The organism is Paenibacillus turicensis (assembly GCF_050461185.1).
GTDB classification, from domain to species: domain Bacteria; phylum Bacillota; class Bacilli; order Paenibacillales; family Paenibacillaceae; genus Fontibacillus; species Fontibacillus turicensis_A.
Map to the genome: position 1 here is coordinate 521,017 of NZ_JBCMOR010000005.1, position 23,097 is coordinate 544,113.

21 protein-coding genes are annotated in these 23,097 nt (G+C 39.9%); 15 read left to right on the forward strand and 6 right to left on the reverse strand.

Going from position 1 to position 23,097, the window contains the following annotated elements:
* Positions 1–69 precede the first annotated feature (69 nt).
* The 3 genes from ABE099_RS04490 to araA all read left to right on the forward strand — a co-directional run bounded on the left by ABE099_RS04490 (position 70) and on the right by araA (position 3,923).
* Positions 70–1,686, forward strand: a complete 1,617-nt coding sequence (locus ABE099_RS04490; protein WP_430030461.1) for a xylulokinase — start codon at positions 70–72, stop codon at positions 1,684–1,686.
* Positions 1,687–1,689: 3 nt separating this feature from the next.
* The gene (locus ABE099_RS04495) at positions 1,690–2,385 is read left to right on the forward strand and encodes an L-ribulose-5-phosphate 4-epimerase (protein WP_430027757.1); all 696 of its coding nucleotides are present in this window, start codon (positions 1,690–1,692) and stop codon (positions 2,383–2,385) included.
* A 116-nt stretch (positions 2,386–2,501) separates the two neighbouring features.
* Complete coding sequence (araA, locus tag ABE099_RS04500) at positions 2,502–3,923, forward strand: L-arabinose isomerase (RefSeq protein WP_430027759.1); 1,422 nt, start codon at positions 2,502–2,504, stop codon at positions 3,921–3,923.
* 397 nt (positions 3,924–4,320) lie between these two features.
* Here the strand turns inward: araA and ABE099_RS04505 are convergent, their stop codons facing one another.
* Complete coding sequence (locus ABE099_RS04505; RefSeq protein ID WP_430027761.1) at positions 4,321–5,001, reverse strand: zinc metallopeptidase; 681 nt, start codon at positions 4,999–5,001, stop codon at positions 4,321–4,323.
* A 37-nt stretch (positions 5,002–5,038) separates the two neighbouring features.
* Entirely contained in the window at positions 5,039–5,473 is a 435-nt protein-coding gene (locus tag ABE099_RS04510) for a MerR family transcriptional regulator (protein ID WP_210089530.1), read from the reverse strand.
* Positions 5,474–5,765: 292 nt separating this feature from the next.
* Here ABE099_RS04510 and ABE099_RS04515 point away from each other — a divergent pair, with 292 nt between their 5' ends.
* The 3 genes from ABE099_RS04515 to ABE099_RS04525 are packed head-to-tail and all read left to right on the forward strand — an operon-like array spanning position 5,766 to position 9,027.
* On the forward strand, positions 5,766–7,178 hold the full coding sequence (locus ABE099_RS04515) for an ammonium transporter (RefSeq protein ID WP_430027763.1): 1,413 nt from the start codon (positions 5,766–5,768) through the stop codon (positions 7,176–7,178).
* Positions 7,179–7,234: 56 nt separating this feature from the next.
* Positions 7,235–8,299, forward strand: a complete 1,065-nt coding sequence (locus ABE099_RS04520; RefSeq protein ID WP_430027765.1) for a DUF294 nucleotidyltransferase-like domain-containing protein — start codon at positions 7,235–7,237, stop codon at positions 8,297–8,299.
* The gene (locus tag ABE099_RS04525; protein WP_430030463.1) at positions 8,296–9,027 is read left to right on the forward strand and encodes an exonuclease domain-containing protein; all 732 of its coding nucleotides are present in this window, start codon (positions 8,296–8,298) and stop codon (positions 9,025–9,027) included. The genes ABE099_RS04520 and ABE099_RS04525 overlap by 4 nt, the downstream gene beginning before the upstream one ends.
* 100 nt (positions 9,028–9,127) lie before the next feature.
* On the opposite strand, the gene ABE099_RS04530 is transcribed toward ABE099_RS04525, so the two are convergent.
* Positions 9,128–10,342 carry an ATP-binding protein gene (locus ABE099_RS04530; protein ID WP_430027767.1) on the reverse strand — a complete coding sequence of 405 codons (1,215 nt, stop codon included), beginning with the start codon at positions 10,340–10,342 and terminating at the stop codon, positions 9,128–9,130.
* Between the two features lie 278 nt (positions 10,343–10,620).
* On the opposite strand from ABE099_RS04530, the gene ABE099_RS04535 reads away from it, so the two are divergent.
* A complete protein-coding gene (locus ABE099_RS04535; protein ID WP_430027769.1) occupies positions 10,621–11,184 on the forward strand; it encodes a TlpA family protein disulfide reductase in 564 nt (187 codons plus the stop codon).
* Between the two features lie 147 nt (positions 11,185–11,331).
* On the opposite strand, the gene cimA is transcribed toward ABE099_RS04535, so the two are convergent.
* Positions 11,332–12,951 carry a citramalate synthase gene (cimA, locus tag ABE099_RS04540; protein ID WP_430027771.1) on the reverse strand — a complete coding sequence of 540 codons (1,620 nt, stop codon included), beginning with the start codon at positions 12,949–12,951 and terminating at the stop codon, positions 11,332–11,334.
* A gap of 294 nt (positions 12,952–13,245) precedes the next feature.
* Here cimA and ABE099_RS04545 point away from each other — a divergent pair, with 294 nt between their 5' ends.
* The 3 genes from ABE099_RS04545 (at position 13,246) to ABE099_RS04555 (ending at position 16,545) form a co-directional block, all read left to right on the forward strand.
* Complete coding sequence (locus ABE099_RS04545) at positions 13,246–14,532, forward strand: DNA polymerase IV (RefSeq protein ID WP_430027773.1); 1,287 nt, start codon at positions 13,246–13,248, stop codon at positions 14,530–14,532.
* Positions 14,533–14,656: 124 nt separating this feature from the next.
* A complete protein-coding gene (locus tag ABE099_RS04550; RefSeq protein ID WP_210089519.1) occupies positions 14,657–14,899 on the forward strand; it encodes a ferredoxin in 243 nt (80 codons plus the stop codon).
* A gap of 170 nt (positions 14,900–15,069) precedes the next feature.
* Positions 15,070–16,545 carry a L,D-transpeptidase gene (locus ABE099_RS04555; RefSeq protein ID WP_430027775.1) on the forward strand — a complete coding sequence of 492 codons (1,476 nt, stop codon included), beginning with the start codon at positions 15,070–15,072 and terminating at the stop codon, positions 16,543–16,545.
* Between the two features lie 20 nt (positions 16,546–16,565).
* Here the strand turns inward: ABE099_RS04555 and ABE099_RS04560 are convergent, their stop codons facing one another.
* Complete coding sequence (locus ABE099_RS04560; protein ID WP_280921143.1) at positions 16,566–16,700, reverse strand: hypothetical protein; 135 nt, start codon at positions 16,698–16,700, stop codon at positions 16,566–16,568.
* Between the two features lie 417 nt (positions 16,701–17,117).
* Here ABE099_RS04560 and ABE099_RS04565 point away from each other — a divergent pair, with 417 nt between their 5' ends.
* From ABE099_RS04565 to ABE099_RS04575, 3 genes are read left to right on the forward strand one after another with little or no spacing between them, the layout of a single operon-like run.
* The gene (locus tag ABE099_RS04565) at positions 17,118–18,221 is read left to right on the forward strand and encodes a quinone-dependent dihydroorotate dehydrogenase (RefSeq protein WP_430030465.1); all 1,104 of its coding nucleotides are present in this window, start codon (positions 17,118–17,120) and stop codon (positions 18,219–18,221) included.
* A 29-nt stretch (positions 18,222–18,250) separates the two neighbouring features.
* Positions 18,251–19,066, forward strand: coding sequence for a GTP pyrophosphokinase (locus tag ABE099_RS04570; RefSeq protein WP_430030467.1), 816 nt, complete (start codon positions 18,251–18,253; stop codon positions 19,064–19,066).
* Positions 19,056–19,496 carry a DUF309 domain-containing protein gene (locus tag ABE099_RS04575; protein WP_430027777.1) on the forward strand — a complete coding sequence of 147 codons (441 nt, stop codon included), beginning with the start codon at positions 19,056–19,058 and terminating at the stop codon, positions 19,494–19,496. Before ABE099_RS04570 ends, ABE099_RS04575 begins: the two co-directional genes overlap by 11 nt.
* Positions 19,497–19,580: 84 nt before the next feature.
* Here the strand turns inward: ABE099_RS04575 and ABE099_RS04580 are convergent, their stop codons facing one another.
* The gene (locus tag ABE099_RS04580; RefSeq protein ID WP_430027779.1) at positions 19,581–20,396 is read right to left on the reverse strand and encodes a TerC family protein; all 816 of its coding nucleotides are present in this window, start codon (positions 20,394–20,396) and stop codon (positions 19,581–19,583) included.
* Positions 20,397–20,771: 375 nt separating this feature from the next.
* Here ABE099_RS04580 and ABE099_RS04585 point away from each other — a divergent pair, with 375 nt between their 5' ends.
* The gene (locus ABE099_RS04585) at positions 20,772–22,346 is read left to right on the forward strand and encodes an RsmF rRNA methyltransferase first C-terminal domain-containing protein (protein ID WP_430027781.1); all 1,575 of its coding nucleotides are present in this window, start codon (positions 20,772–20,774) and stop codon (positions 22,344–22,346) included.
* A 1-nt stretch (position 22,347) separates the two neighbouring features.
* Positions 22,348–23,097: a pseudouridine synthase gene (locus ABE099_RS04590; RefSeq protein WP_430027783.1), complete on the forward strand. Its 750-nt coding sequence runs from the start codon at positions 22,348–22,350 to the stop codon at positions 23,095–23,097.

Below are 23,097 nucleotides of genomic sequence, written 5' to 3' on the forward strand. Positions count from 1 at the left end.
AGTATCGCCCTCATTTTTTACTGTATCGTTTATGTACAAACTATGCACAGAGAGGAGGCATACATGATTATGAATCATGTAGGCTTAAAGGAAGCGATAGCTAAGGGAGAAACAGCTTTAGGTATCGAATTTGGATCTACGCGAATTAAAGCGGTGCTGATGGATGACCAATTTGAGACGATTGCATCAGGAAGTTATGAATGGGAAAATTTGTTGAAGGATGGATATTGGACCTACAATCAGGAGGACATTATTACAGGACTTCAAACTGCGTATCGTGAAATGAAGCAAGAGGTTGAACAAAAATATGGTCTTATTTTGCAAACTGTTGGCGCGATTGGCTTTTCTGCGATGATGCATGGCTATATGGCATTTGACCAGACAGGCAAGCTGCTTGTTCCGTTCCGTACTTGGCGGAATGCAACAACAGGTGTAGCGGCAAAAGAGCTGACAGAGAGATTCCAATTTAATATTCCTGAGCGCTGGAGTATCGCTCATTTATATCAAGCAATTTTAAATAAAGAGGAGCATGTGCCACAAATTGACTTTGTTACAACGTTAGCAGGCTATATCCATTGGTTGTTAACAGGCAATAAGGCAATCGGAATTGGTGATGCTTCAGGTGTTTTTCCTATAGATGAAGGTACACATAACTACCATCAAGGAATGGTAGAGCAATTCGAAGGGTTGATCGCTGATCGTAATTATCCATGGAGTTTACAAGGTATTCTTCCAAAGGTCTATCTTGCGGGTGAAAATGCAGGTGCATTAACGGAAGCAGGCGCGCGTATTTTGGACCCATCTGGAGACTTGCAGGGCGATATTCCGCTGTGTCCGCCAGAAGGTGATGCAGGCACAGGTATGGTCGCGACAAATAGTGTAAAAAAACGGACAGGGAATGTGTCTGTAGGTACATCTGTATTTGCCATGATCGTGTTAGAAAAGGAATTGTCCAAGGTATACCCTGAAATTGATATGGTGACAACGCCTAATGGACATCCTGTTGGGATGGTTCACGCCAATAACTGCTCTAGTGATTTGAATGCTTGGATCGGATTATTCCGCCAGTTTTCTGAGAGTATGGGTTTTGAAGTAGATAATAATAAATTGTATAGCGTCTTATTTAATAAGGCGTTAGAGGGTGACCCTGACGGTGGTGGCTTGCTTAGCTATGGTTATTTATCTGGTGAAAATATTACAGGTATTGACCAAGGTAGACCGTTATTTGTTCGTTCTCCTGAAAGTAATTTCAATTTAGCTAATTTTATGAGAACTCATTTATTTACTGCATTTGGTGCTCTAAAGCTAGGTATGGATATTTTAACTCATAATGAGCATGTGGCGATTGATAGTATTTTAGCGCACGGTGGTTTGTTCAAAACTCCAATTGTAGGACAAAAAATTGTTGCGGCTGCTTTAAATGTTCCTATTTCTGTCATGTCTACCGCAGGTGAAGGTGGCGCGTGGGGAATGGCGTTATTAGCTTCATATATGAAAAACAAGGAGCAATCCCAAACGCTAGAGGATTTCCTTGAACATAAAGTGTTTAAAGATGTAGAAGGACAAGAAATTTCACCAGACCCTACTGATGTGAAGGGTTTTGACGTATTTATGGAGCGTTATCAAGGTGGTCTAGCGATTGAGCAAGCCGCTGTAGATCATTTGCTAGAGAATGGGAGGGAATAAGAAATGCTAGAACAGCTTAAAGAAGAGGTTTTTCAAGCCAATCTAGATTTGCCGAAGCATGGACTTGTTAAGTTCACATGGGGAAATGCAAGTGCGGTTGACCGTGAACGTGAGTTGTTTGTCATTAAGCCAAGTGGGGTCAGCTACGACACGATGAAGCCTAGTGACATGGTTGTTGTTGATTTTGATGGCAACGTGGTAGAGGGGGAGTTGAGACCTTCCTCAGACACACCAACTCACGCAGTACTATATAAGCATTATGCGGAAATTGGAGGCATTGTTCATACTCACTCGACATGGGCAACAATATGGGCGCAAGCTGGTCTTGATGTACCTGTGATGGGCACAACCCATGCAGATACTTTTTATGGTGCTGTCCCTTGTGCACGTTTTTTGAATCAGGAAGAAATTGATCGTGGGTATGAGGCGGAGACAGGAAATGTAATTATTGAAACCTTCCAGCAACGTGGACTTGATGTAATGGCCATTCCTGCCGTGTTATTGCATGGTCACGCACCGTTTACTTGGGGGAAGGATGTTAAATCCGCGGTTGTGAACAGTGTTGTACTTGAAGAGGTTTGTAAAATGAATTTGTATGCGCGTGAGTTAAATCATTTTGCAAAGGAATTGCCTCAAAATATTTTGGATAAGCACTATCTTCGTAAGCATGGGAAAGATGCTTATTACGGTCAAAAATAATTAAGTTCAAACTTTAAAATCAAGAATTACAATAAGCTAACTTAGCTTACTTTATAGATTGTCAATCGCTGATTATTATTAAAAAATAATTTATTAGGGAAAAGAGGATGGTTTTAATGACAACAACAGCTAAACAATTTTGGTTTGTCGTAGGTTCTCAAAATTTATATGGTCCTGAAGCGTTAGCAGAAGTAAAAGCAAATGCGCAAAAATTAGTAGATTCAGTAAACCAAAGTGGTAAATTACCTTATCCGCTAGTATTGCAAGACTTAGCGATTAGTGCTGATAAAATTACGAGCATGATGAAGGAGATTAATTATCGTGATGAGGTAGCAGGTGTAGTAACTTGGATGCACACATTCTCTCCTGCAAAAATGTGGATTCGTGGTACAAAGCTATTGCAAAAACCATTACTTCATTTAGCAACACAATTTAACGAAAGTATTCCTTGGTCCACAATTGATATGGACTTCATGAACTTAAACCAAGCCGCACATGGTGACCGTGAATATGGCTTTATCAATGCGCGTCTAGGTAAGCAAAATAAAATTGTTGTTGGCTATTGGGAGCGTCCAGAGGTACAACAGCAAATCGCAGATTGGATGGACGTAGCGGTTGCTTATAATGAAAGCTTCAACATTAAAGTAGCTCGCTTTGGCGACAACATGCGTAATGTTGCTGTAACAGATGGCGATAAAATTGAAGCACAAATTCAATTGGGTTGGACGGTAGACTACTATGGCATCGGAGACCTCGTTCAATACGTGAATGCAGTGACAGAGCAAGAAATTGATGATTTGATGAAAGAATATGCTGAAGCTTATGAGTTTGATTATGGAACTAATTCCAAAGAAGCTTGGGAAGCTAGTGTAAGAATCCAAGCAAGCTATGAAATTGCATTAAAGCGTTTCTTGGATGAAAAAGGCTACAATGCCTTCACTTCCAACTTTGAAGATTTACATGGTATGAAGCAGCTTCCAGGTCTTGCGGTGCAACGCCTGATGGCACAAGGTTATGGTTTTGCGGGTGAGGGGGACTGGAAAACAGCAGCACTTGATCGTTTGTTAAAAGTAATGAGTCATAATCAAAACACAGGTTTTATGGAGGATTACACTTACGAGCTAGCCGCTGGACAAGAAGCAATCCTACAATCACATATGTTAGAGGTAGACCCAACGTTAGCCGCTAATAAACCTAAAATTATTGTGTCTCCATTAGGTATTGGCGATCGTGAGGATCCAGCTCGTCTTGTGTTTGATGGTAAAGCAGGCGAAGGTGTAGTTGTATCTATGGCGGATTTTGGTACGCATTATAAATTGTTAATTAACGAAGTGACGGCGTTTGAACCTACGGTTCCGGCTCCTAAGCTACCTGTAGCACGTGTAATGTGGAAAGTGAAGCCAAACTTCCAAGACGGAGTACAGGCTTGGATTCAAAACGGTGGTGGTCACCACACTGTTGTGTCATTAAACCTAACAACAGACCAAATTATTACGTATGCAAAGCTAGTTAACTTAGAGTACGTTGTAATTAAATAAGTTCAGTTTATTATCAGTACTCGACAGCTCTTGGAAGGTGGAGGCTACGATACAGAGAGTGCTTACGATCGTTGTTAAAATCAGATCCTCTAGATTATATTTATGTTTATTCTCTCTGTCTATTCGCTAGTTCGGGCTGGCTGTCGAGTGCTGATTTAATACTTAAGCTGCTATCATTTATTAAGATAAATAATATGAAGTGAGTATCCTAAAAAAGTAATTATTATTTTAAGGGATACTCACTTTTTTATTATCACAACATAAAATAAACAGGAACATTTGTTCTATTTTATTTTACTATATAGCGTAGATAATACAAGCTATTTTTAGGTCTGAAATAAAAAAGAACCGATCCATAACGAATCGATTCTTTGTGTTTAAATTACAAAAATTTAGATTAATCCCTGCTGTTTACAAAGATTAAGACCAAGCGTAATAGCTCAAGCAAGGAGACCAACGCCGCGGCAACATAGGTTAATGCAGCAGCATTTAAAACTTTGCCTACACCACGTTCGTCTTCATTAGTTGCTAAACCGTTACTTAACATAATACGACGTGCACGATTACTTGCATCAAACTCTACTGGTAAAGTGACAAGCTGGAATAATACAGCACAAGAGAAAAATAAAATCCCTAGCCCAATTAAGCCTGTAAAGTTAAATATAAAACCTAAGATTAACATAAATGGTGCAATACCAGAAGCGAAGTTCACAACTGGGAACATCCGATGACGTGCCACCAGCATTGGATAGGATTCCTTATGCTGGATCGCATGGCCTACCTCGTGACAAGCAACAGCAATCGCAGATACGGAACGCTCATGATATACTGGCTCAGATAATCTGACAACACGAGCGATCGGATCGTAGTGATCAGTTAAGCTGCCTTGGATTGGCTCGATAGGTACATCATACAGTCCGTTGGCATCTAACATTTGGCGTGCTGCGTCATAGCCTGTTAGACCATATTGGTTAGGTACTTCAGAGAATTTGTTAAATGTCCCCTTGACTCTAAATTGAGCCCATAAGGATAAGCCAAAAGCTAAGATGATTGGAATATACATTAAGTTAATATACATCTAGGTATCCCCCTATAATTAGTATGAAATTTTAAAGTTAGCTAAACGGATTACTATTATTTAATAAAAATTGTAATGCCTCAATACACGCAACACTTTGTGGTGTAAGGTGCGAAAAAGCACGTTTTGCTTGGTTTGGCTTAAGGTTAGAGATTAAAGGCTCCAGTTCCTTTACTTCCTTCTCTAATTGCTGCATATGAAGCTCAAGCGAGGTTAATTTCTCATTGATTTGCTCCTCAGGGCTCACTTGATTCCATTTAAGTAGCTTTTCCTTAATTTCCTCTAACGTATACTTTTGTGCCTTCATTTGATGAATACGTTTAAGTCGTTTTAAGGTTTCAGAATGATACAGACGATAGTTTTTTTGAGTCCGCTTCTCTGGCGAAATTAGCCCTAATTTCGTGTAGTAATCAATCGTCCGCTGACTAATTCCTGCAACTTTTGACAATTCTCCGATTCGATACAATTTCATAACTCCAATATATTCACCTCATTTTATCCTACTATTTAGTATGGAATTACTTATTGAAATTAAATTTTATGTACTTAATAATACTGCAATTATAACTGTACAGTCAAACGTCATACTTTATAAAAAATAGTGGCTTTCTTAAATGTGTGACTATATATTACATACAATGTTACACAAAGTGCAAATATATGATTTTTTTTCAAAAACCTATTGTGTTATTGGATATTTTGGTCTTATAATCACCTTATAAATTTTATTGTGTAAGGAAACATGACATTAAGGAGTGGGGTAAATGAGAAAAAAGGTACTTTTAAGTCTATTTGGTGGTTTAGCAATGTTAGCTTTTCCGATTTCAGCTTTTGCAGCAGAAGGAGAAGTTAATAATACTGTATTAGAAGTTGGCTTGAATTCTTTATTTGTTTTCCTTGCAGCGATGTTAGTTTTCTTCATGCAAGCTGGTTTTGCTTTATTGGAAGCAGGAACAGTACGAATGAAAAATGCGGGTCACGTTGCGGGTAAAACAGTATTGACGTTAGGAATTACCGTAATTGCATGGTGGGCATTAGGTTTTGGCTTTGCATTTGGCGATGGGAACTCCTTTTGGGGAACAACAGGTTTTATGTTTGGGGGAGCAGGAGATATTGGTTCATTTAGTGTGTTTGCCGAAACGCCTGTACCTTTAATTTTAATGTTTCTGTTTCAAATGGCTTTTGCGGCAGTTTCACTCGCAATTGCTTGTGGTGGGATGGCAGAACGTGCAAAACTAAGTGTTTATATTATTTTTGGACTTATTTTTACCATCGTAATTTATCCAATTGTTGCTCACTGGGTATGGGGTGGTGGCTGGTTAGGTAACCTTGGTATGCAAGATTATGCTGGATCTACCGTGGTTCACTTAACGGGTGCAACAGCGGCGTTAGCAGCAACTATATTGTTGAAGCCACGTCTTGGTAAATATAACAAGGATGGCAAGCCAAACAGTATTCCAGGACACAACCAAGTATTAACGGTGTTAGGGGTTATTATTTTATGGATTGGTTGGTTTGGGTTTAATCCAGGGAGTGCGTTAACACCGCTTGGCGATGGATTTTTTGGATACGTGTTGATGACAACCAATTTAGCTGCGGCTGCTGGTGCGGTTGCTGCACTGTTAATCTCTTGGGCAGTGATGGGGAAATCAGACATTCCGAGTATGTTAAACGGTGTGCTTGCTGCACTAGTAGCGATTACTGGAGCATGTGCATTTGTAGAAGCTTGGGCAGCAGTAGTGATTGGTGCAGTTGCAGGCGTGTTAACCTTCTTCACATCAAGATGGTTTGATCGTGCAGGGCTTGATGATCCAATTTACGCATTTTCAGTACATGGGATTGCAGGCGTGTGGGGAGCGATTTCAACAGGACTATTTGCAACACCAGAGCTTGCTGAGACAACAGGAGTAGGTAAAGCAGGGCTATTTTATGGTGGTGGCTTTGAGCAAGTTGGTGTGCAAGCACTTGGTGTCATTGGTACCTTTGCTTTTGTATTCGTCTTATCTTATGGGATTTTACTAGCAATGAAATACTTCATGGGTCTACGTGTAACTGAAGAGGAAGAAATGATGGGGCTAGACATTAGTGAGCATGGTACGTATGGCTATCCAGAGCAAATGAGCCTTCTTAATTCTCAAATCGTCAGTGGTAACAAAAATCCAGATGTTGGTGCATAAACTATAATAGACTGACATGGAAAAGTGACGGTCCTAGCGAGAAAGGGAGTGCTGTAATGAGTCGTCAAATTACCTCGGCTACTTCTCCCGCCATGCTGAGGATAGCCCGAATGGAAGAGCAAGAAAAATTGTATGAGTTATATAAAGAAACACCAATTCAACGGTGGAATCGTAATGTCTCTGATCTACACGATGCTGTGATGCAACGAGCCGTCGTGTTATGCGAGGAAAGTATGGTACAGGAGGGCTTTGGCCCTCCGCCAGTACCGTATGCCTTTATCGCATTTGGCAGTGCCGGTCGAGAAGAGCAGACATTGTGGAGTGATCAAGACAATGGATTGGTAATTGGGGATGGGGAAGAAGAGGACCAAGTACGTGATTATTTTCAAGCCTTTGGCGATAAATTAGTACAGATTTTAACGGAAGCGGGATATCCTCCTTGCCCCGGAAATGTCATGGTCTCTAATCCAATATGGAGAAAATGCTTAAAGGATTGGGAAAAGCAATTCTGGTATTGGAGTGGGCTACGTGGCTGGGAGCAGGTGAGATATTTAATGATTGCTGCGGATATGCGTTATATTGCGGGAAGTCAGGAGCTTGCGGCGAAGCTAAGCATGGCATTTGCCAAAGTCATTGATCAAGGAGACGAATACGGGGAAGATTTGTCTGCGGCAATTTTACGCAATACACTCAGGCACAAAGCGGCATTAAATGTTTTGGGGCAGCTCATTACAGAGCCAGTCGGAGATCATGCAGGGGATTTTGATCTTAAATATGGATTATATATTCCACTTGTGAATGCAATCAGATACTTAAGCCTGCAATATGGCATACATGCCTCTTCAACATGGGAAAGAATATTGCAGCTACATCAATTAGAAGCCGTCCCGATCCGCTGGCTGGAATCGTGCCGTGAGGCATTTGATACAGCGATCAAGCTTAGATCCATCTCACCTATTCGTAGCGATGACGGATCACTAAATGGTAATAATTATTTACCTCAACTTGTAATTAAACAAAAGGAAGTACGCTCAGAGCTACGTAACGCACTCGGAACTGTACGTTTAATGTATCGCACGCTACAACGTCAGCACCGCTATGCGGAAAGGAAATGGCTATGAAAGATCAAATGAAGGGGAATGGAGGATTTTGGGAGGCGTTAAAAGGCGGAAGTTTATCTCCAAAAATTGCTTCTATGTTAGGGGCGCCTAGCGCTCAGCAAATTGCCTTTGTTCGGTCTTTGACGAAGGGTCAACGAAAGCCAGAGACGTTACATGTCCCACTGTTAGAGCTGAAAACTGTCGTGTTCGATTTGGAGACGACAGGTTTTCATTATCATTATGGAGATGAAATTCTTTCCTTTGGTGCGGTAAAGGTACAAGGGGAGCTAGAAAGTAATGAACAATTTTATTCTTTGGTTAAACCTACATGCACAATTCCGGAACGTATTAGTAATTTGACTGGGATTACAGCAGAATTGACACGGGAGGCTCCAAGCTTACTTGAGGCATTAAGAGAATTTATGGCGTTTGTGGATGATCGTGTACTTATTGCACATGGCAGTGCGCATGATAAAGCCTTTTTAGATGTTGCCTTATGGAAAACAACGAAAGCCCATTTAGGACATCGGGTATTAGATACGATGATGATTGCGCGTAAGCTTAATCCTGATTATAGCGTAGCAAGCTTGGATGAATGGCTTGAATTTTATCATATTCCAATTGCAAGACGTCATCATGCATTAGAGGATGCTAAAATGACGGCAGAGCTTTGGAAGATATTAATATTACAATTACGGGATCGTGGCGTGGTTACGTTAGGAGATTTATATGCTTATTTAAGTAAATGAGTCGCGCTACACTATAAATATTTCAGGAATTTTGTAAAGGAAGTGCGTAATAATTAACTAATGCCCGTCTTAGAAGTAAAACACGACGGGCATTTACGTGTTAATTCCATTGTTCAGTTAATAGAAAGTCACGAATATTCATATGCTTGAGTCCTTCTCTGCTCATATCGAATTCATCATAGGATACAACATACTTTGGGAAATTATCTCGAATCGTATCATATACCCCAAATTCGCGTTGTATTGTTTCCTCTGATGCAAGCAAGTAAGCCACCTGTACATACAGCTTTTGGTTTTGCTTTTCAGCAATAAAATCAATCTCTTTTTCACCTGCTTTGCCAACGGTGACTTTATATCCACGGCGTAATAACTCCATAAAAACAATGTTTTCAAAGATGAGATTAATGTCCTTCATATTCCCGCCAAAGACAGCCTCTCTAATACCATGGTCAGCAATATAGTATTTTTCATTCACAGTAAGAATCTTTTTACCCTGTAAATCCTGTCTGCGGACACGGTAGAATAAGAAGGCATCTTCACAGGCTTTGATATAGTTTAAGATTGTTTCGGGAGCAACGGTTCGTCCCTCGCTTTTGAGGTATTTTGATATTGCTGTAGCAGAGAATGTTGTCCCTACATTAGCCGTGATATATGCAATGATACGCTCTAGCAAGTCAACATCACGGATATTGTTGCGCTTTACGACATCTTTTAGAACGACAGAGTTATATAGATCTTGTAGGTATTGACGGCTTGGCTGCTGCGCATAACGAAGATTGCTTATATAGGGCATCCCTCCTTCAGTCAAATACCGAGTAAACATTGTTTGTGAGTTAGAGTCAGGAAAAACAGTTTGATATAGTTCTGAAAATTCTCCAAAGGAAAAGGGATAAATCACAAACTCTACATACCTTCCAGCAAGATATGTGGCCAGTTCTCCCGAAAGCAACTTAGCATTTGAGCCTGTTAAATAGATATCGCAGTCAAATTCAACCCTAAAAGAATTGATGCATTTCTCCCATCCAGCTACTTCCTGAATTTCGTCAAAGAAAAGGTATGCCTTCCCTTGAGTCTCCTTTACCCTTCTAGTAACTTCCTTGTGAAGCGCCTCGGCAAAACAGAGATGTGCATTGCTCATATTCTCAAAGTTGATAGAAATAAACTGATGTTCACTGACACCGGAACTAATTAGCTCTTGTTGAATCAAATTCAACATGACGGACTTTCCACTACGACGAATTCCGGTTAGAACCTTAATAAGCTCATTTCCTATAAAAGGACGGATACGATTCATATACAATTCTCGATTAATCATGAAGTAGAAACCTCCTTTACTATGTTTTGTTTATCATCATAATACCACAGTTATATCGTAATAATGAAATCGATAATACTTAGTTGAAAGATATAACTTATAAAGTAATGTAACTGATTAAGTGAATGTGAATTAATGTGAATACTTTACTTTCATTTTGATCATAATTTTCAGATACAGGTATCGTGTTCAATCACGATAATTTGAAAATGAAGTAAAGGAATGGTGCATAAATGCAAAGTAAACAAAACAGGGGGATATCCTCTTTTTTTATAAAGGTGGTTACTGTTTTAACTGTTTTCGTATTAATTTGTAGTTTTGGACTTAACGTTAACTCGTCATGGGGTATGGAGAAACGTGTATATGCAGCTGACAATAATCCAGTCAAAGTGGGGGAGGAAGTTCCAGCTTTTTCATTACAAGGGATAGATGGGAAGCAATATACGATTGGTCATCAACAGAATGAAAGAAATCAAGGGATTGTAACGCAAAAGCCGGTTTGGATTCATTTTTGGGCTTCATGGTGTGGACCATGTCAATCCGAGGCACCAGATATTGAGGAGCTTATAGCTAAATATAAAGATAGACTTGATGCGTACGGAATTAATGCCACGATGTATGATAACGAACAGGATGTTAAAGCATTTGTGGAGAAATATAAGCTTACGTTTCCTGTTTTGAAGGATGAGCAAGGAGATATTTTTAAATTGTTCCGTGGAGCGGCACTACCTACGCACGTTTTTATTGACGGCAATGGCATTGTAAAGGAAATTAAAATCGGTTCACTATCAAAGGAACAGTTACAGGCTAAGCTTGATGAGATCGTTAACGATATCAAATAATTTCACTGTATAGCAAATTAAGTATATAATGAGAAACTATATATAGGGCAAGCTCACAATAAAGAAGCCTAACTCGTCATCCTTAGGGATATTATGAGTTAGGCTATTTCTTTTTTTGTATCCTTTTTCTAGTTGACCCTTAAGCTTCTAATGATTAATAAGCCCTTGGCTTACCGAGGAAACATCCTCTAGATTTTCACGTTTTGTTTGTCCAAGTAGGGCATAACGTAAGCTATCAACCAATGCTTCCCAGCTCGCTTCAATGACGTTGCTAGATACACCCACTGTATTCCATGAGTTTACGAAGTCCCTCGATTCAATTAGAACACGTACTTTAGAAGCGGTAGCATCTTTATCATCTAATACACGCACTTTATAATCGGATAGATGGATATCCTTAAGCCCTGGATAATACGTAATTAATGCTTTACGAAGTGCATTATCCAATGCGTTAACAGGCCCATTTCCTTCAGCAGCGGTATACAGGCTATTTCCATCGATTTTCAGCTTTACAAAGGCTTCGGATACAACTGGGTTTCCAGCCACCTTTTCCACAAGCATTTTAAAGGATTCAAATGTAAATAGCTCCTTTAGCTCTCCATTTGCTTCACGAATTAATAGCTCTAAGGAAGCATCAGCACCTTCAAATTGATAACCTTGGTGCTCTAAATTTTTAATGTTTTTGATAAGGTTTTGTGTGCCTTCTTGATCTTGGGACAACTCAATACCTAACTGCTGAGCTTTGGACAAAATATTGCTTTGCCCCGCTAGATCAGACACTAATATGCGCTGTTTATTTCCGACGGTTTCAGGCTCAACATGCTCATACGTTCTAGCATCTCGTAAAATGGCTGAGACATGAATGCCTCCTTTATGTGCAAATGCAGCATTCCCAACATACGGTTGGTTGATGGGCAACGATACATTGGCAACCTCGCTAATATATCTAGCTGTATTTGTAAGCTGAGCTAGCTGTTGCTCAGGAATAACTTCATAACCAAGCTTAAGCTGCAGGTTCGGAATGACAGAGCATAAATTGGTGTTACCGCAACGCTCGCCATAACCATTCATCGTGCCTTGAATCTGCTCCGCACCAGCACGAACTGCACTAATTGCATTTGCTACCGCCAATTCACAATCGTTGTGTGTATGGATGCTTAATTTCGCAGTTGTTGCTTGCCCTTTGAGGATGGCTGTAATGTCATAGACCTCATGTGGCATTGTGCCGCCATTCGTATCACACATTACAATGTGACTTGCACCTGCTTCCTCTGCGGTTTTCATGACCGCAAGTGCGTATTCAGGATTACGTTTGTAGCCATCAAAAAAATGCTCCGCATCAAACAAGACTTCAAGTCCATGTTGCTTCAAATAGGCGATAGAATCATGGATCATTGCTAGGTTTTCTTCCAGCGTGGTTTGTAGTGCTGTATGCACATGGAAATCCCACGCTTTGCCTACTAAGGATGAAGCCTGAGCACCTGACTGAATGATGCTACTCAGATTAGAGTCTAGCTCCGCTTTACTATTTTTGCGTCTTGTATTTCCAAAGGCTGTAATCTTGGCAGACAGACCAAGTTCCTTTACTCGCTTGAAGAATTCAATATCCTTATTGTTGCTCCCAGGAATGCCACCTTCAATATAATGTACACCCAACTGATCTAGCTTCAGTGCAATTTTCAGCTTATCATCAGCTGACAAGCTGATTCCTTCACCTTGGGTTCCATCGCGTAGCGTTGTATCAAAGATGGATAATGCCGTTGACATGGTAGAAGAATCCCCCTTTTGGATGCATTATTATATAAATTTTTATTATTATATCATTTTGACGCTGTAATGTAACACAATCTTTTTTAAATCTTAATTTTAATCCCTATAAAATCTATATGATGTATGGTATTGCCTGCTTAGAACCAAACATGTATTCTTATATATAATGATCAAAATGATGTTCAATGTGACTTGATATTTTTGAAAATTAACTTGAGCCATGACATAAGAGGTTACTTTAAGCAGTAATTTTAAGGGGTTATAAAAGAACTGAAAGGTGAGGGACCGGCGTTGAAAAAAGTAGAAGACTATTATCCGACTCGTGGCAGGGTGATTCTTCATATTGATATGAATGCTTTTTATTGTTCTGTACACGAGGCCGAGGACCCAACTAGGTATAAAGGGAAGCCAACCGCAGTTGCTGGTAGTGTGGAGCTACGTAAGGGTGTAATTGTTACTTGTTCATATACAGCCCGTAGCAAAGGGGTAACGACAGGAATGACCGTAAGTCAAGGACTTCAAAAGTGTCCAGATCTGATTGTCATTCAGCCCAATTTTCATTTATATCGCAAATACTCTAGGGCATTTATGGACATCGCTTATAGCTATACGCCACTTTTGCAAGCAATGTCGATTGATGAATGCTTTTTGGACATTACAGGCTCTAAGCAGTTTGGAACCCCGCTTGATATCGCAACTGAAATTCAAAAACGTGTAGCTACAGAGCTACATTTACCTTGCTCCATCGGCATTGCCCCTAATAAACTATTGGCAAAAATGGCATCGGATATGAAAAAGCCAAATGGCATTACCGTCCTAAGGTTAAGAGATGTACCCCAATTGCTATGGCATCGGCCTTGTCGTGACTTGTTTGGAATTGGACGGAAAACCGCAGAGAAGCTGACGAAAATGTCTATTTTCACGATTGGTCAGCTTGCGGCAACCGAAGAAAAGCTCTTAACGGAGCGTTTTGGCATCAATGGGATCTGGATGAAACGCGCGGCAAACGGATTAGATGACTCACCTGTGATTGAGGAACGTGAAAAAAATAAATCAATTGGTCATACAACAACATTACCCCATAATATTTCACAGCTTGATGAAATTAAGCGGGTGATGCTAAATGTCGCTGATCAAGTGGCACGTCGCTTGCGCAGACAAAATTTAATGGCAGGTACAGTACAAATTACGGTAAGGACACCTGAGATGGTGACATACACAAGATCACAAACCTTACCACATGTCACAGAAATGACAAAAGATATTTATACGGAAGCGTGTCGATTGTATGAACGTCATTTTAATGACGATAAGCCGGTTAGATTGTTAGGCATTACTGTTCAAAACCTAGTTGCTAAGGATGAAGTTGCATTACAGCTAGATCTGTTTGACTACGCAAAGCAACCGCAGAAAGAGCAGTTACTACAGACAATGGACAAGCTAAGAGATAAATTCGGAGAGGATGCAATTATGACAGCAGGGATGCTTGGTGATGATCCTTCCGCTTTAATTCGTAACTATAAGGTGAGAGGTACATCGCTACAACGAGATTTCCTTTTAAAAGAGGAAGAAGATTGATAACAATTATCAGTTGTAATTTTATGGGATTTGGATTGAAATTGGTTTGTATTTATATTATATTGGGAAAGTACTTGTTTAATATTTCACACGGTTTATACCGTTTAATTCAGGAGGAAGAGTAATGGCTAAATATACTTGGGTTGAAAAAGATACCTGCATCGCTTGTGGTGCATGTGGCGCAACGGCACCCGATATTTATGATTATGATGACGAAGGTTTGGCAGAAGTCATCTACAATAATGATGGTAACAAAGGTAACGTTGAAATTCCGGAAGATATGTATGAAGATTTGGAAGATGCATGTGACGGTTGTCCAACTGATTCCATTAAAATTGCGGACGAGCCATTTAACATGGAAGGCTAAGGCTTCTCCATTTTGAGCATAAACAAAGTCAATTTCTGCTTTTTGCGGAAGTTGGCTTTTTTTATTTTTAGTAAAACATTTAGAATGTACCTGTAAAATGCCGATATAGTAGGAGGGAATGGAAAATGATCGTGTTGATTTCATCATTTTTAAATTTTTTGGAGGCATAGATGAAAAACTCAAATTATCTTAAAAAATATGTCGAGGATCATCCTAAAAATAAAATGTCTTGGTATTTGCTTGGCAAGGAATATGAAGCATCGGGTCAAGTAGGTAAAGCGCATTATTGCTATATGAAGGCAGGGGAGGTGTATGAGGCGTTTGAATCTACCTCGATTCGTTCTGAGGTGTTAGATGATTATAAGGAAGGTTTAGTTGAGCAAACGAAACGCAAAGAATCACAAAATAAGCTAGCTCGCAAGATTGGCTTGATTTTATTATTTGTTTTATTGTTGTGGATGCCTTCTGCCCATGCTCCAGGAAGTGATATCGTCATGACAGACTGGGTGGATCAAGGCCAGTTAAGCCAAGATGGAGATTTAGCTGCGGATGTAACATTTTCAGAACAAGAAGAGGCGGCGCAACCGAGTAAACCTCAAGTCGTGATTGAAGGTCCGCTATTTACCGCAAGAGGGTATACGGGAACCGCAAGTCAAAGGATGCAATCCATTGGTAATTTACTAGATACGAGTGTTGATGGTCCAGAGGCTATTCATGTTTTGGGAATGGGGAAATCAGGGGATCATTGGGTTTGGTCAAAAAATATGCCTGTCGTATACGGAATCGAACAAGATAAGGAAACAGGGGTTACGACACTTCAATCCTATGATGAGCGTTACTGTAAATGTGATGTGCCAAATACAACCAAGCTACAAAAGCAAGCCAAAGCGTGGATCAATCGTCAGGAGTCTTTAGCGGTATTATCAACCGCAATTATTTCTTATAAAGAGAACAAGGGCGATTATCCGACTGATTTATCTGCTTTAACTCAGCCGTTCCCTGACAACTGGTTAGCAGGATCTGATACGGTGATGGAGCAGGAGTTTGAACCGCTTCTACATAAAATAATGGCAGCACAGCAGAAGGGAGAAGGGCAAAAATCCAAAGGGGGAAATGCTGAAATTGATAAAACATCAGCAAAAGGTAGTAATCACATCCCGTCAAAAACTCAACAGTTTGAACCCGGAAATGGACCCTATTTCACAAGGCCTTTAGAAATTATCGTTGATAAAAAGCTACATCAATTAATGGTTGTGAGTGGTCAAGTGGTGTTGAGAAGCTACCGAGTTGGACTTGGTGGTGCCAAAACACCGGAAGGAACATTCCAAATCAGTGATAAGGTCATAAATCCAAATGGTCGAAGTGATGGGGAGTTTGGTAGTCGGGGAATGCAGTTATCTGACACCAATTATGCGATTCATGGTACAAACGAGCCTTCGAGTATGGGAAAGGACTTATCGTTAGGTTGTGTGCGTATGTTAAAAGAGGATATTGAGGAATTGTTTGATCTTGCCCCAAAAGGGACGAAGGTGACAATAACATCACAATCCTTAGTTTCTTTGCAAAATGTACCCGAGGACCGTTTTGTTCTCAGCAAGAGGCAAGATCAGACTAATCCTAACAAAGTATATCGTTGGTTAGAATAAATGAATGAAAGATCAAAAATTTAACTAAAGATCAAAAGCAGAGCAAATAAAATAACAAGAACACTAAAAATGGAGCTTACCCAAATGATTGCTTTTTTATTGACTTGTGTTTTTTTATGCTGTGAAATCGTAGGTGGAACTCGTTTTACGGACATAATGATGTGCTCCTCCCATTATAGGCTCTATTGATAAATCAGTACTTGACAAGAGGCAAGAAGCTACGATCCAGAGAGTTCTTGCGATTGTTGTTAAAATCATATTCCTTTGTATTGGAGTAAGTGTAGAGTTGGAATCTGATTTTAAGAGACAATCTTCAGAATCTCCCTGTCTCTTCGCTAGTCTGGGTTAATGTCAAACACTGATTTCAAGATTAAGCCATAATTAATTACTTTATTTAAAGTTAAAGTTCTATATGTGCTGTATAAATTCCTTCTCATTCCTTCTATAATAACAACTGGATTATTGATCTTGTTTTTTGCACAATATTGCAGGTTGAACTTTTCTTTTAGTGCATAAAACGCTAAACTAGGAAGAAGAGTCAGCAAGTAGAGAAGAACGGAGTGAATGAAAGCGTGTTGTATCGTCATATTGGTAAACCTATATTTTTTAAATTAAGTCCTGAGACTGCACACCATCTTGTCATTGATGGTCTACATACAGCATCTAAAGTTCCTGGTGTTACTTCTTTACTGAAGGGAATGTATGGCGTTCCACACACCGATGATATGGCTAGTGATTTATTTGGGATTCATTTTCCTTCCCCAATTGGTCTGGCTGCTGGTTTAGATAAAAATGCTGAAGCTGTGGAAGGCTTCTCGGCCATTGGATTTGGATTTATGGAGGTTGGAACTGTTACACCTAAGGGTCAACCAGGCAATGAGCTTCCACGTTTATTCCGTCTGCCGCCAGATGAAGCTTTAATTAATCGCATGGGTTTTAACAATTTAGGTGCGGATAAAATGGCGGAGACATTAGGCAAGCTCAAGCGCAGAAGTATTCCAGTTGCGATTAACATTGGTAAAAATAAAGTGACACCTAATGAAGAAGCGCATCTAGATTATGCAAAGTGTGTATCAACGTTATATGATCACGCTGATTTTTTTGTGGTGAATATTAGTTCACCTAATACACCAGATTTACGCAAGCTACAGCATGGTGATGAGTTGTCTCATTTATTAAGTGTGGTTAAGCAAGAAATTGCTACCCAAGCCGCTAAACGTAATGCAAAACCTAAAGCAGTACTCGTGAAAATTGCACCAGATATGACTGATGAAGAGCTAAGCTACACAATTCAGGTCATCAATCAAAGTGGTGTGTCAGGTGTCATTGCTACAAATACGACAATTTCACGTCATGGACTTAATCATCCAGCAGCACACGAGGTGGGTGGATTGAGTGGGAAGCCGTTAAAGGAAAGGTCTACTCAAATTATTTCATCCATTTATAAGCAAACGGCTGGTAAATTACCGATTATCGGCTCAGGTGGGATATTTACTGCAGAGGATGCTTACGAAAAAATTCGTGCGGGTGCAAGTTTAGTTGAAATCTATACCGCTTTAATTTATGAAGGGCCTGAAGTAAATCGTAAGCTTCATCGTGAATTGAGAAAATTGTTACAAAGAGATGGCTTTTCTCATATTTCAGAAGCGGTGGGTGCAGACCACCATACTTTGTAGGGCTGTAATAGATAGGGGGCTTAAATATGTTGGACAATCGAGATTGGGATACGTTTTTGTTACCATATGAGCAGGCAGTAGAGGAGCTCAAGGTCAAGCTTAAAACGATGCGTTCCGAGCTTAAAAAACGTGAAGAGTATGCACCAATTGAATTTGTGACAGGGAGAGTTAAAAAAATCTCCAGCATTTTAGATAAAGCAAAACGTTTAGACGTACCCATGGATAAAATTGAAGAAGGCATTGAGGATATTGCAGGGATTCGGATTATGTGCCAATTTGTTGAGGATATTCGTCGAGTGGCAGAGTACATTCGTTTACGCAAGGATTTGTCGGTGTTATATGAAAAGGATTATATTACTAATTACAAGGAAAGTGGCTATCGCAGCTTTCATATGATTATTGAATACCCTGTGCAGACTGCATTTGGGCAAAAAAAGGTGCTTGCAGAAATTCAAATTCGTACCCTTGCGATGAATTTTTGGGCAACGATTGAACATTCATTAAATTATAAATATCGGGAGAGCTTGCCTGGTGAAATGAGAGAGCGTCTCAAAAAAGCAGGCGAAGCCGCTTATGTGTTAGATAATGAGATGTCTAGCATTCGTCAGGAAATTTTAGAAGCTCAAAAAAGCTTTGAAGATGATGCGAATGTCATTTCCCATGTATTATCTGCGATTCATAAGTTGTACTTCCACCACCTCGTATCTGAAGCGATTGAAGCACAGTCAAAATTCAACCAATTGTGGGAAAACCATGATATGGAAGGGATTAGAGAGTTACTAGATGATGTTAAGTCACTCATAAAATCCGTGAAAAAAGTAGATGAACCTGGCGATGAACTATAAGCCGCTATATGTGGCATACTTGGTTTATTTCAATCGGGATCGCGATTACTTTGAATGTCATGAAGTATTAGAGGAATTGTGGTTAGCTGAAAATTATGATCTTCGTTATAAAGGCTTATTACAAGTTGCTGTTGCTCTGTTTCATGTTCGTAATGATAATATTCGTGGTGGGATTAAAATGTTTAAATCTGCATTGTCCTATTTAGCTCCGTATCCCAAGGAGCTATTGGGCATTAACCTAGATAAGCTAAAGCGGGAGGTTGCAGACTATATTAGTAAGCTGTCTATACCAAGTGGGACTGACTTTTATGATCTAAGCATTGAGATCATGGACTCTGCTTTAGCGGCGGAGGTGGCGAGAGCTTCGATTGCGCTTCCGCCACATCTACCACTTCGGACAACATATAAGCATAACAAAAAAAGTGAGTAAAGCATTAGGATCTCCTAGCTTTACTCACTTTTTCTATTATATCTGTATTACGAAAAATTAGTGGTCAAACACTAATTTTAATCATTAAGAATGATGCGAAGCTTCTTGCTTAATCACTACAGGTTCTTCTTTTTTTGAGCTAAGCACCCAACCAAGTGCAGCAATCAAAATGAGAACAACATAAAAGCTAACCTTCCATGCGGTGCTATGGGCAAATGTCTCTGGCAACCAGCCAACAGCAGGGTGAGCCAATGTAATAATTAATAGCTTAACTCCAACCCAACCTACAATACAAAAAGCAGCGATTTCTAAACCAGGACGAGATTGTAGCAATTTTACAAAGAAAGATGCAGCAAATCTCATAATAACTAGCCCGATAAATCCTCCGATAAAGACAACTAAAAATTGTCCACCGTCCATTCCACCAATGTGAGGCAAGCTCGTTTTAGGTAAGGCTACAGCAAGAGCAACAGCAGCAAGTATCGAATCAATTGCAAAGGCAATATCTGCAACCTCGACTTTGAAAACGGTCATCCAGAAGCTAGACTGCTTCCGACTCTTAGCATGTTCTTCCTCATCTAAGATCCCTGCAGCTTTACGCTTACTCTCAATTACTTTTTTAACAATATGATTGCCAGAAATGTAGAGTAAGTATAAAGCCCCAATCGCTTGTACCTGCCAAATATCTACTAGATATGAAATGATAAATAATGAGCCAAAGCGGAAAACAAACGCGCCTGCTAAGCCGTAAAATAATGCCTTTTTTCTTTCCTTATCAGGTAAATGCTTAACCATAATCGCGAGTACTAAAGCATTGTCTGCCGCGAGTAACCCTTCAAGACCTACCAAAACAAGTAGAACCCAACCGTATTCAAATAGTAATCCTAATCCTGCGTCCAATGTAATCTCTCCCTTATCTTTATAGTTTGCTAGGTCCGTTAACACAAAAAAACCTTTACCATCAAGCAACCCAGTATTGGCATACGGATATACTTCATGGTAAAGGTCTCGCTAACATGTAGTTCATGTCAATAAAACCGGAGAGTTGGTTGCTCTCGTAATGACGATTTTATTGTACAGCTACTCCCCTTTACAGGTGAATATTATGTTATTGGAATACTTGCTATATGAGAACAATATAAGATTTTTTCCAGCTTGTCAATATGAATAATAAATATTTTTGAAAAAGGCTGTCCATGTTACAATAATAGTATTGAAAATTTAATAGCGTAGCATTTTGTATATTGTTAAATGCACCATAGAGAGGATTTTGTTATGTCAGTTTCACTACCAGATGAATTTTTAGCTCGAATGAAAGGACTGCTCAAAACTGATTATGAGTCCTTCCTCCTATCGTATGAACACTCCAAATATGTAGGTATACGAATCAATACACTAAAAGTTGACGTCAAGACGTTTAAGGAAATTTCCCCTTTTAATTTAAAGCCAATTCCTTGGTGCCCAAGTGGGTTTTACGTTCATGAAGCGGACAAGCCGGGCAAACATCCGTATTACCATGCTGGCTTATACTACATTCAAGAGCCAAGTGCAATGGCGCCAGCAGAGGCATTAGGAGTGCAACCAGGAGATAAAGTACTTGATCTATGTGCTGCTCCAGGAGGTAAATCCACACATATTGCTGCCAAGCTACAGGGACAAGGAATGTTAGTTAGCAATGATATCCACAGTGAACGAACCAAGGCATTGGCTAAAAATATAGAGCTTTATGGAGTCCGTAATGCCATTGTACTTAATGAATCTCCTGCTGATCTAAGACAAGCATTTCCTAACTTTTTTAATAAGATTATGATTGATGCCCCTTGCTCTGGCGAAGGTATGTTTCGTAAAGATGAAGGGATGTCAGCAGAGTGGCAGGTAAATTGGCGGAGCAAATATAGTGAGATGCAAAAGGAAATTTTGGTGCAGGCAGTTGAGATGCTTGCGGAATCTGGTACAATTGTATATTCAACCTGTACATTTGCACCTGAAGAAAATGAAGCCATTATGGCATGGTTTCTAAGTCAACATCCAGAGTTTTCCATCGTTCCGTTACCCGCTAATCAGGGCTTTGCTAAAGGTCGTCCAGAATGGCTAGATGAATGTATAGATCTAGTTCATGAAGGACAGTTAACTGAATCAATCAGGAGTCAATTAGTGAATTGTGGGAGATTATGGCCCCATTTAATTGAAGGGGAAGGACATTTTTTAACGATATTACAACGTAATCGATCTAATCAATCATCTGGTAGTGAGATAGACGCTCCGATAACTGGAGAAGAAGAAATTGCTGTATACGAACAGCATTTGGATGTAAAGGGCAGAGGCAATCACAAAAATAAGCACAACCAGCATCCACAACATAAAGGTAAAAAACAGGAGAAATCAAAAACAGGTGCGATACTGCAAGAAAGTGATGTGCTTGCATTGTGGCAGCAATTTGTGAGCGAAAATCTGTTAAGTCAACCGCAAGGGATGCCTGTTTTGTTTGGGGGACATGTGTACATGTCACCGCTACTACAAACTAAATTAAATGGACTTCGTACAATACGTCCAGGCTGGTACGTAGGGACGGTTCATCATGGTCGGTTTTCTCCTGGTCACCCACTTGCGACTGCTCTTCGTTGTGACGAGGTGGTTCGTTATGTGGAGTTATCCTTTAACAATCAAGAGGTCATTTCCTATTTGAAGGGGGAAACATTAACGATTTCGCGTGAGCGTATTGTGTGCAACAATGATTCCGTCCCTAAAGGCTACGTATTAGTTACGATTAACGGCTTTTCTTTAGGTTTTGGTAAATGGTTAGATGGCATGTTGAAAAATGAGTATCCAGCGGGTTGGAGGTGGACGTAAGATGGAGGGTCAGCGTAAAAAGCAGGCTCGGATTGATAAAGTATTAGGCAACCTTGGCATCGGCTCAAGATCGGAAATTAAAAAAATGGCGAAGCAAGGTCGAATTACGCTTAATGGCAAAGTTGTTAAGGATAGCGGGACGCAATGCGATCCGGAATTTGATCAGATTCAAGTGGATGGTAGCGATATTGTATATCGTGAGTTTATATATTTAATGCTGCACAAGCCAGCAGGTGTAATTTCAGCGACGGAGGATAAGTTTGATAAGACCGTTTTAGACTTAATATCTCCACAGGATCAAGTGTTTTCTCCGTTCCCAGTAGGACGCTTAGATAAGGATACAGAGGGCTTATTATTGTTAACCAATGATGGACAACTTGCACATGATTTGTTATCTCCACGTAAGCATGTGCCTAAAATATATGAGGCAAAGGTTCTAGGTGCTTTGCATCCTGAGCATATTGAATTATTTAAGCTTGGTGTGACCCTAGATGATGGATACGTTACGATGCCTGCGGCTTTAACGATTGTAGAGCAGGGAGATGAGAACCAGCCTAGTCTTATTTCCTTAACGATCTCTGAGGGGAAATTTCATCAAGTAAAACGAATGTTTCAAGCAATCGGATGTGAGGTTGTATATTTAAAGCGAGTTGCTATGGGGAGCTTGAAGCTAGATGAGACATTGGCCAAAGGGAAATATAGAGAATTAACAGAAGTCGAGCTTCAGCAATTACGGGCATCAAATCAATAA

Bases quoted from the DNA above. Each gene is read 5' to 3' on its own strand.
- ABE099_RS04490 (WP_430030461.1), top strand. From the start codon at position 70: ATGAATCATGTAGGCTTAAAGGAAGCGATAGCTAAGGGAGAAACAGCT.
- ABE099_RS04495 (WP_430027757.1), top strand. From the start codon at position 1,690: ATGCTAGAACAGCTTAAAGAAGAGGTTTTTCAAGCCAATCTAGATTTG.
- araA (WP_430027759.1), top strand. From the start codon at position 2,502: ATGACAACAACAGCTAAACAATTTTGGTTTGTCGTAGGTTCTCAAAAT.
- ABE099_RS04505 (WP_430027761.1), bottom strand. From the start codon at position 5,001: ATGTATATTAACTTAATGTATATTCCAATCATCTTAGCTTTTGGCTTA.
- ABE099_RS04510 (WP_210089530.1), bottom strand. From the start codon at position 5,473: ATGAAATTGTATCGAATCGGAGAATTGTCAAAAGTTGCAGGAATTAGT.
- ABE099_RS04515 (WP_430027763.1), top strand. From the start codon at position 5,766: ATGAGAAAAAAGGTACTTTTAAGTCTATTTGGTGGTTTAGCAATGTTA.
- ABE099_RS04520 (WP_430027765.1), top strand. From the start codon at position 7,235: ATGAGTCGTCAAATTACCTCGGCTACTTCTCCCGCCATGCTGAGGATA.
- ABE099_RS04525 (WP_430030463.1), top strand. From the start codon at position 8,296: ATGAAAGATCAAATGAAGGGGAATGGAGGATTTTGGGAGGCGTTAAAA.
- ABE099_RS04530 (WP_430027767.1), bottom strand. From the start codon at position 10,342: ATGATTAATCGAGAATTGTATATGAATCGTATCCGTCCTTTTATAGGA.
- cimA (WP_430027771.1), bottom strand. From the start codon at position 12,951: ATGTCAACGGCATTATCCATCTTTGATACAACGCTACGCGATGGAACC.
- ABE099_RS04550 (WP_210089519.1), top strand. From the start codon at position 14,657: ATGGCTAAATATACTTGGGTTGAAAAAGATACCTGCATCGCTTGTGGT.
- ABE099_RS04555 (WP_430027775.1), top strand. From the start codon at position 15,070: ATGAAAAACTCAAATTATCTTAAAAAATATGTCGAGGATCATCCTAAA.
- ABE099_RS04560 (WP_280921143.1), bottom strand. From the start codon at position 16,700: ATGTCCGTAAAACGAGTTCCACCTACGATTTCACAGCATAAAAAAACA.
- ABE099_RS04575 (WP_430027777.1), top strand. From the start codon at position 19,056: ATGAACTATAAGCCGCTATATGTGGCATACTTGGTTTATTTCAATCGG.
- ABE099_RS04585 (WP_430027781.1), top strand. From the start codon at position 20,772: ATGTCAGTTTCACTACCAGATGAATTTTTAGCTCGAATGAAAGGACTG.
- ABE099_RS04590 (WP_430027783.1), top strand. From the start codon at position 22,348: ATGGAGGGTCAGCGTAAAAAGCAGGCTCGGATTGATAAAGTATTAGGC.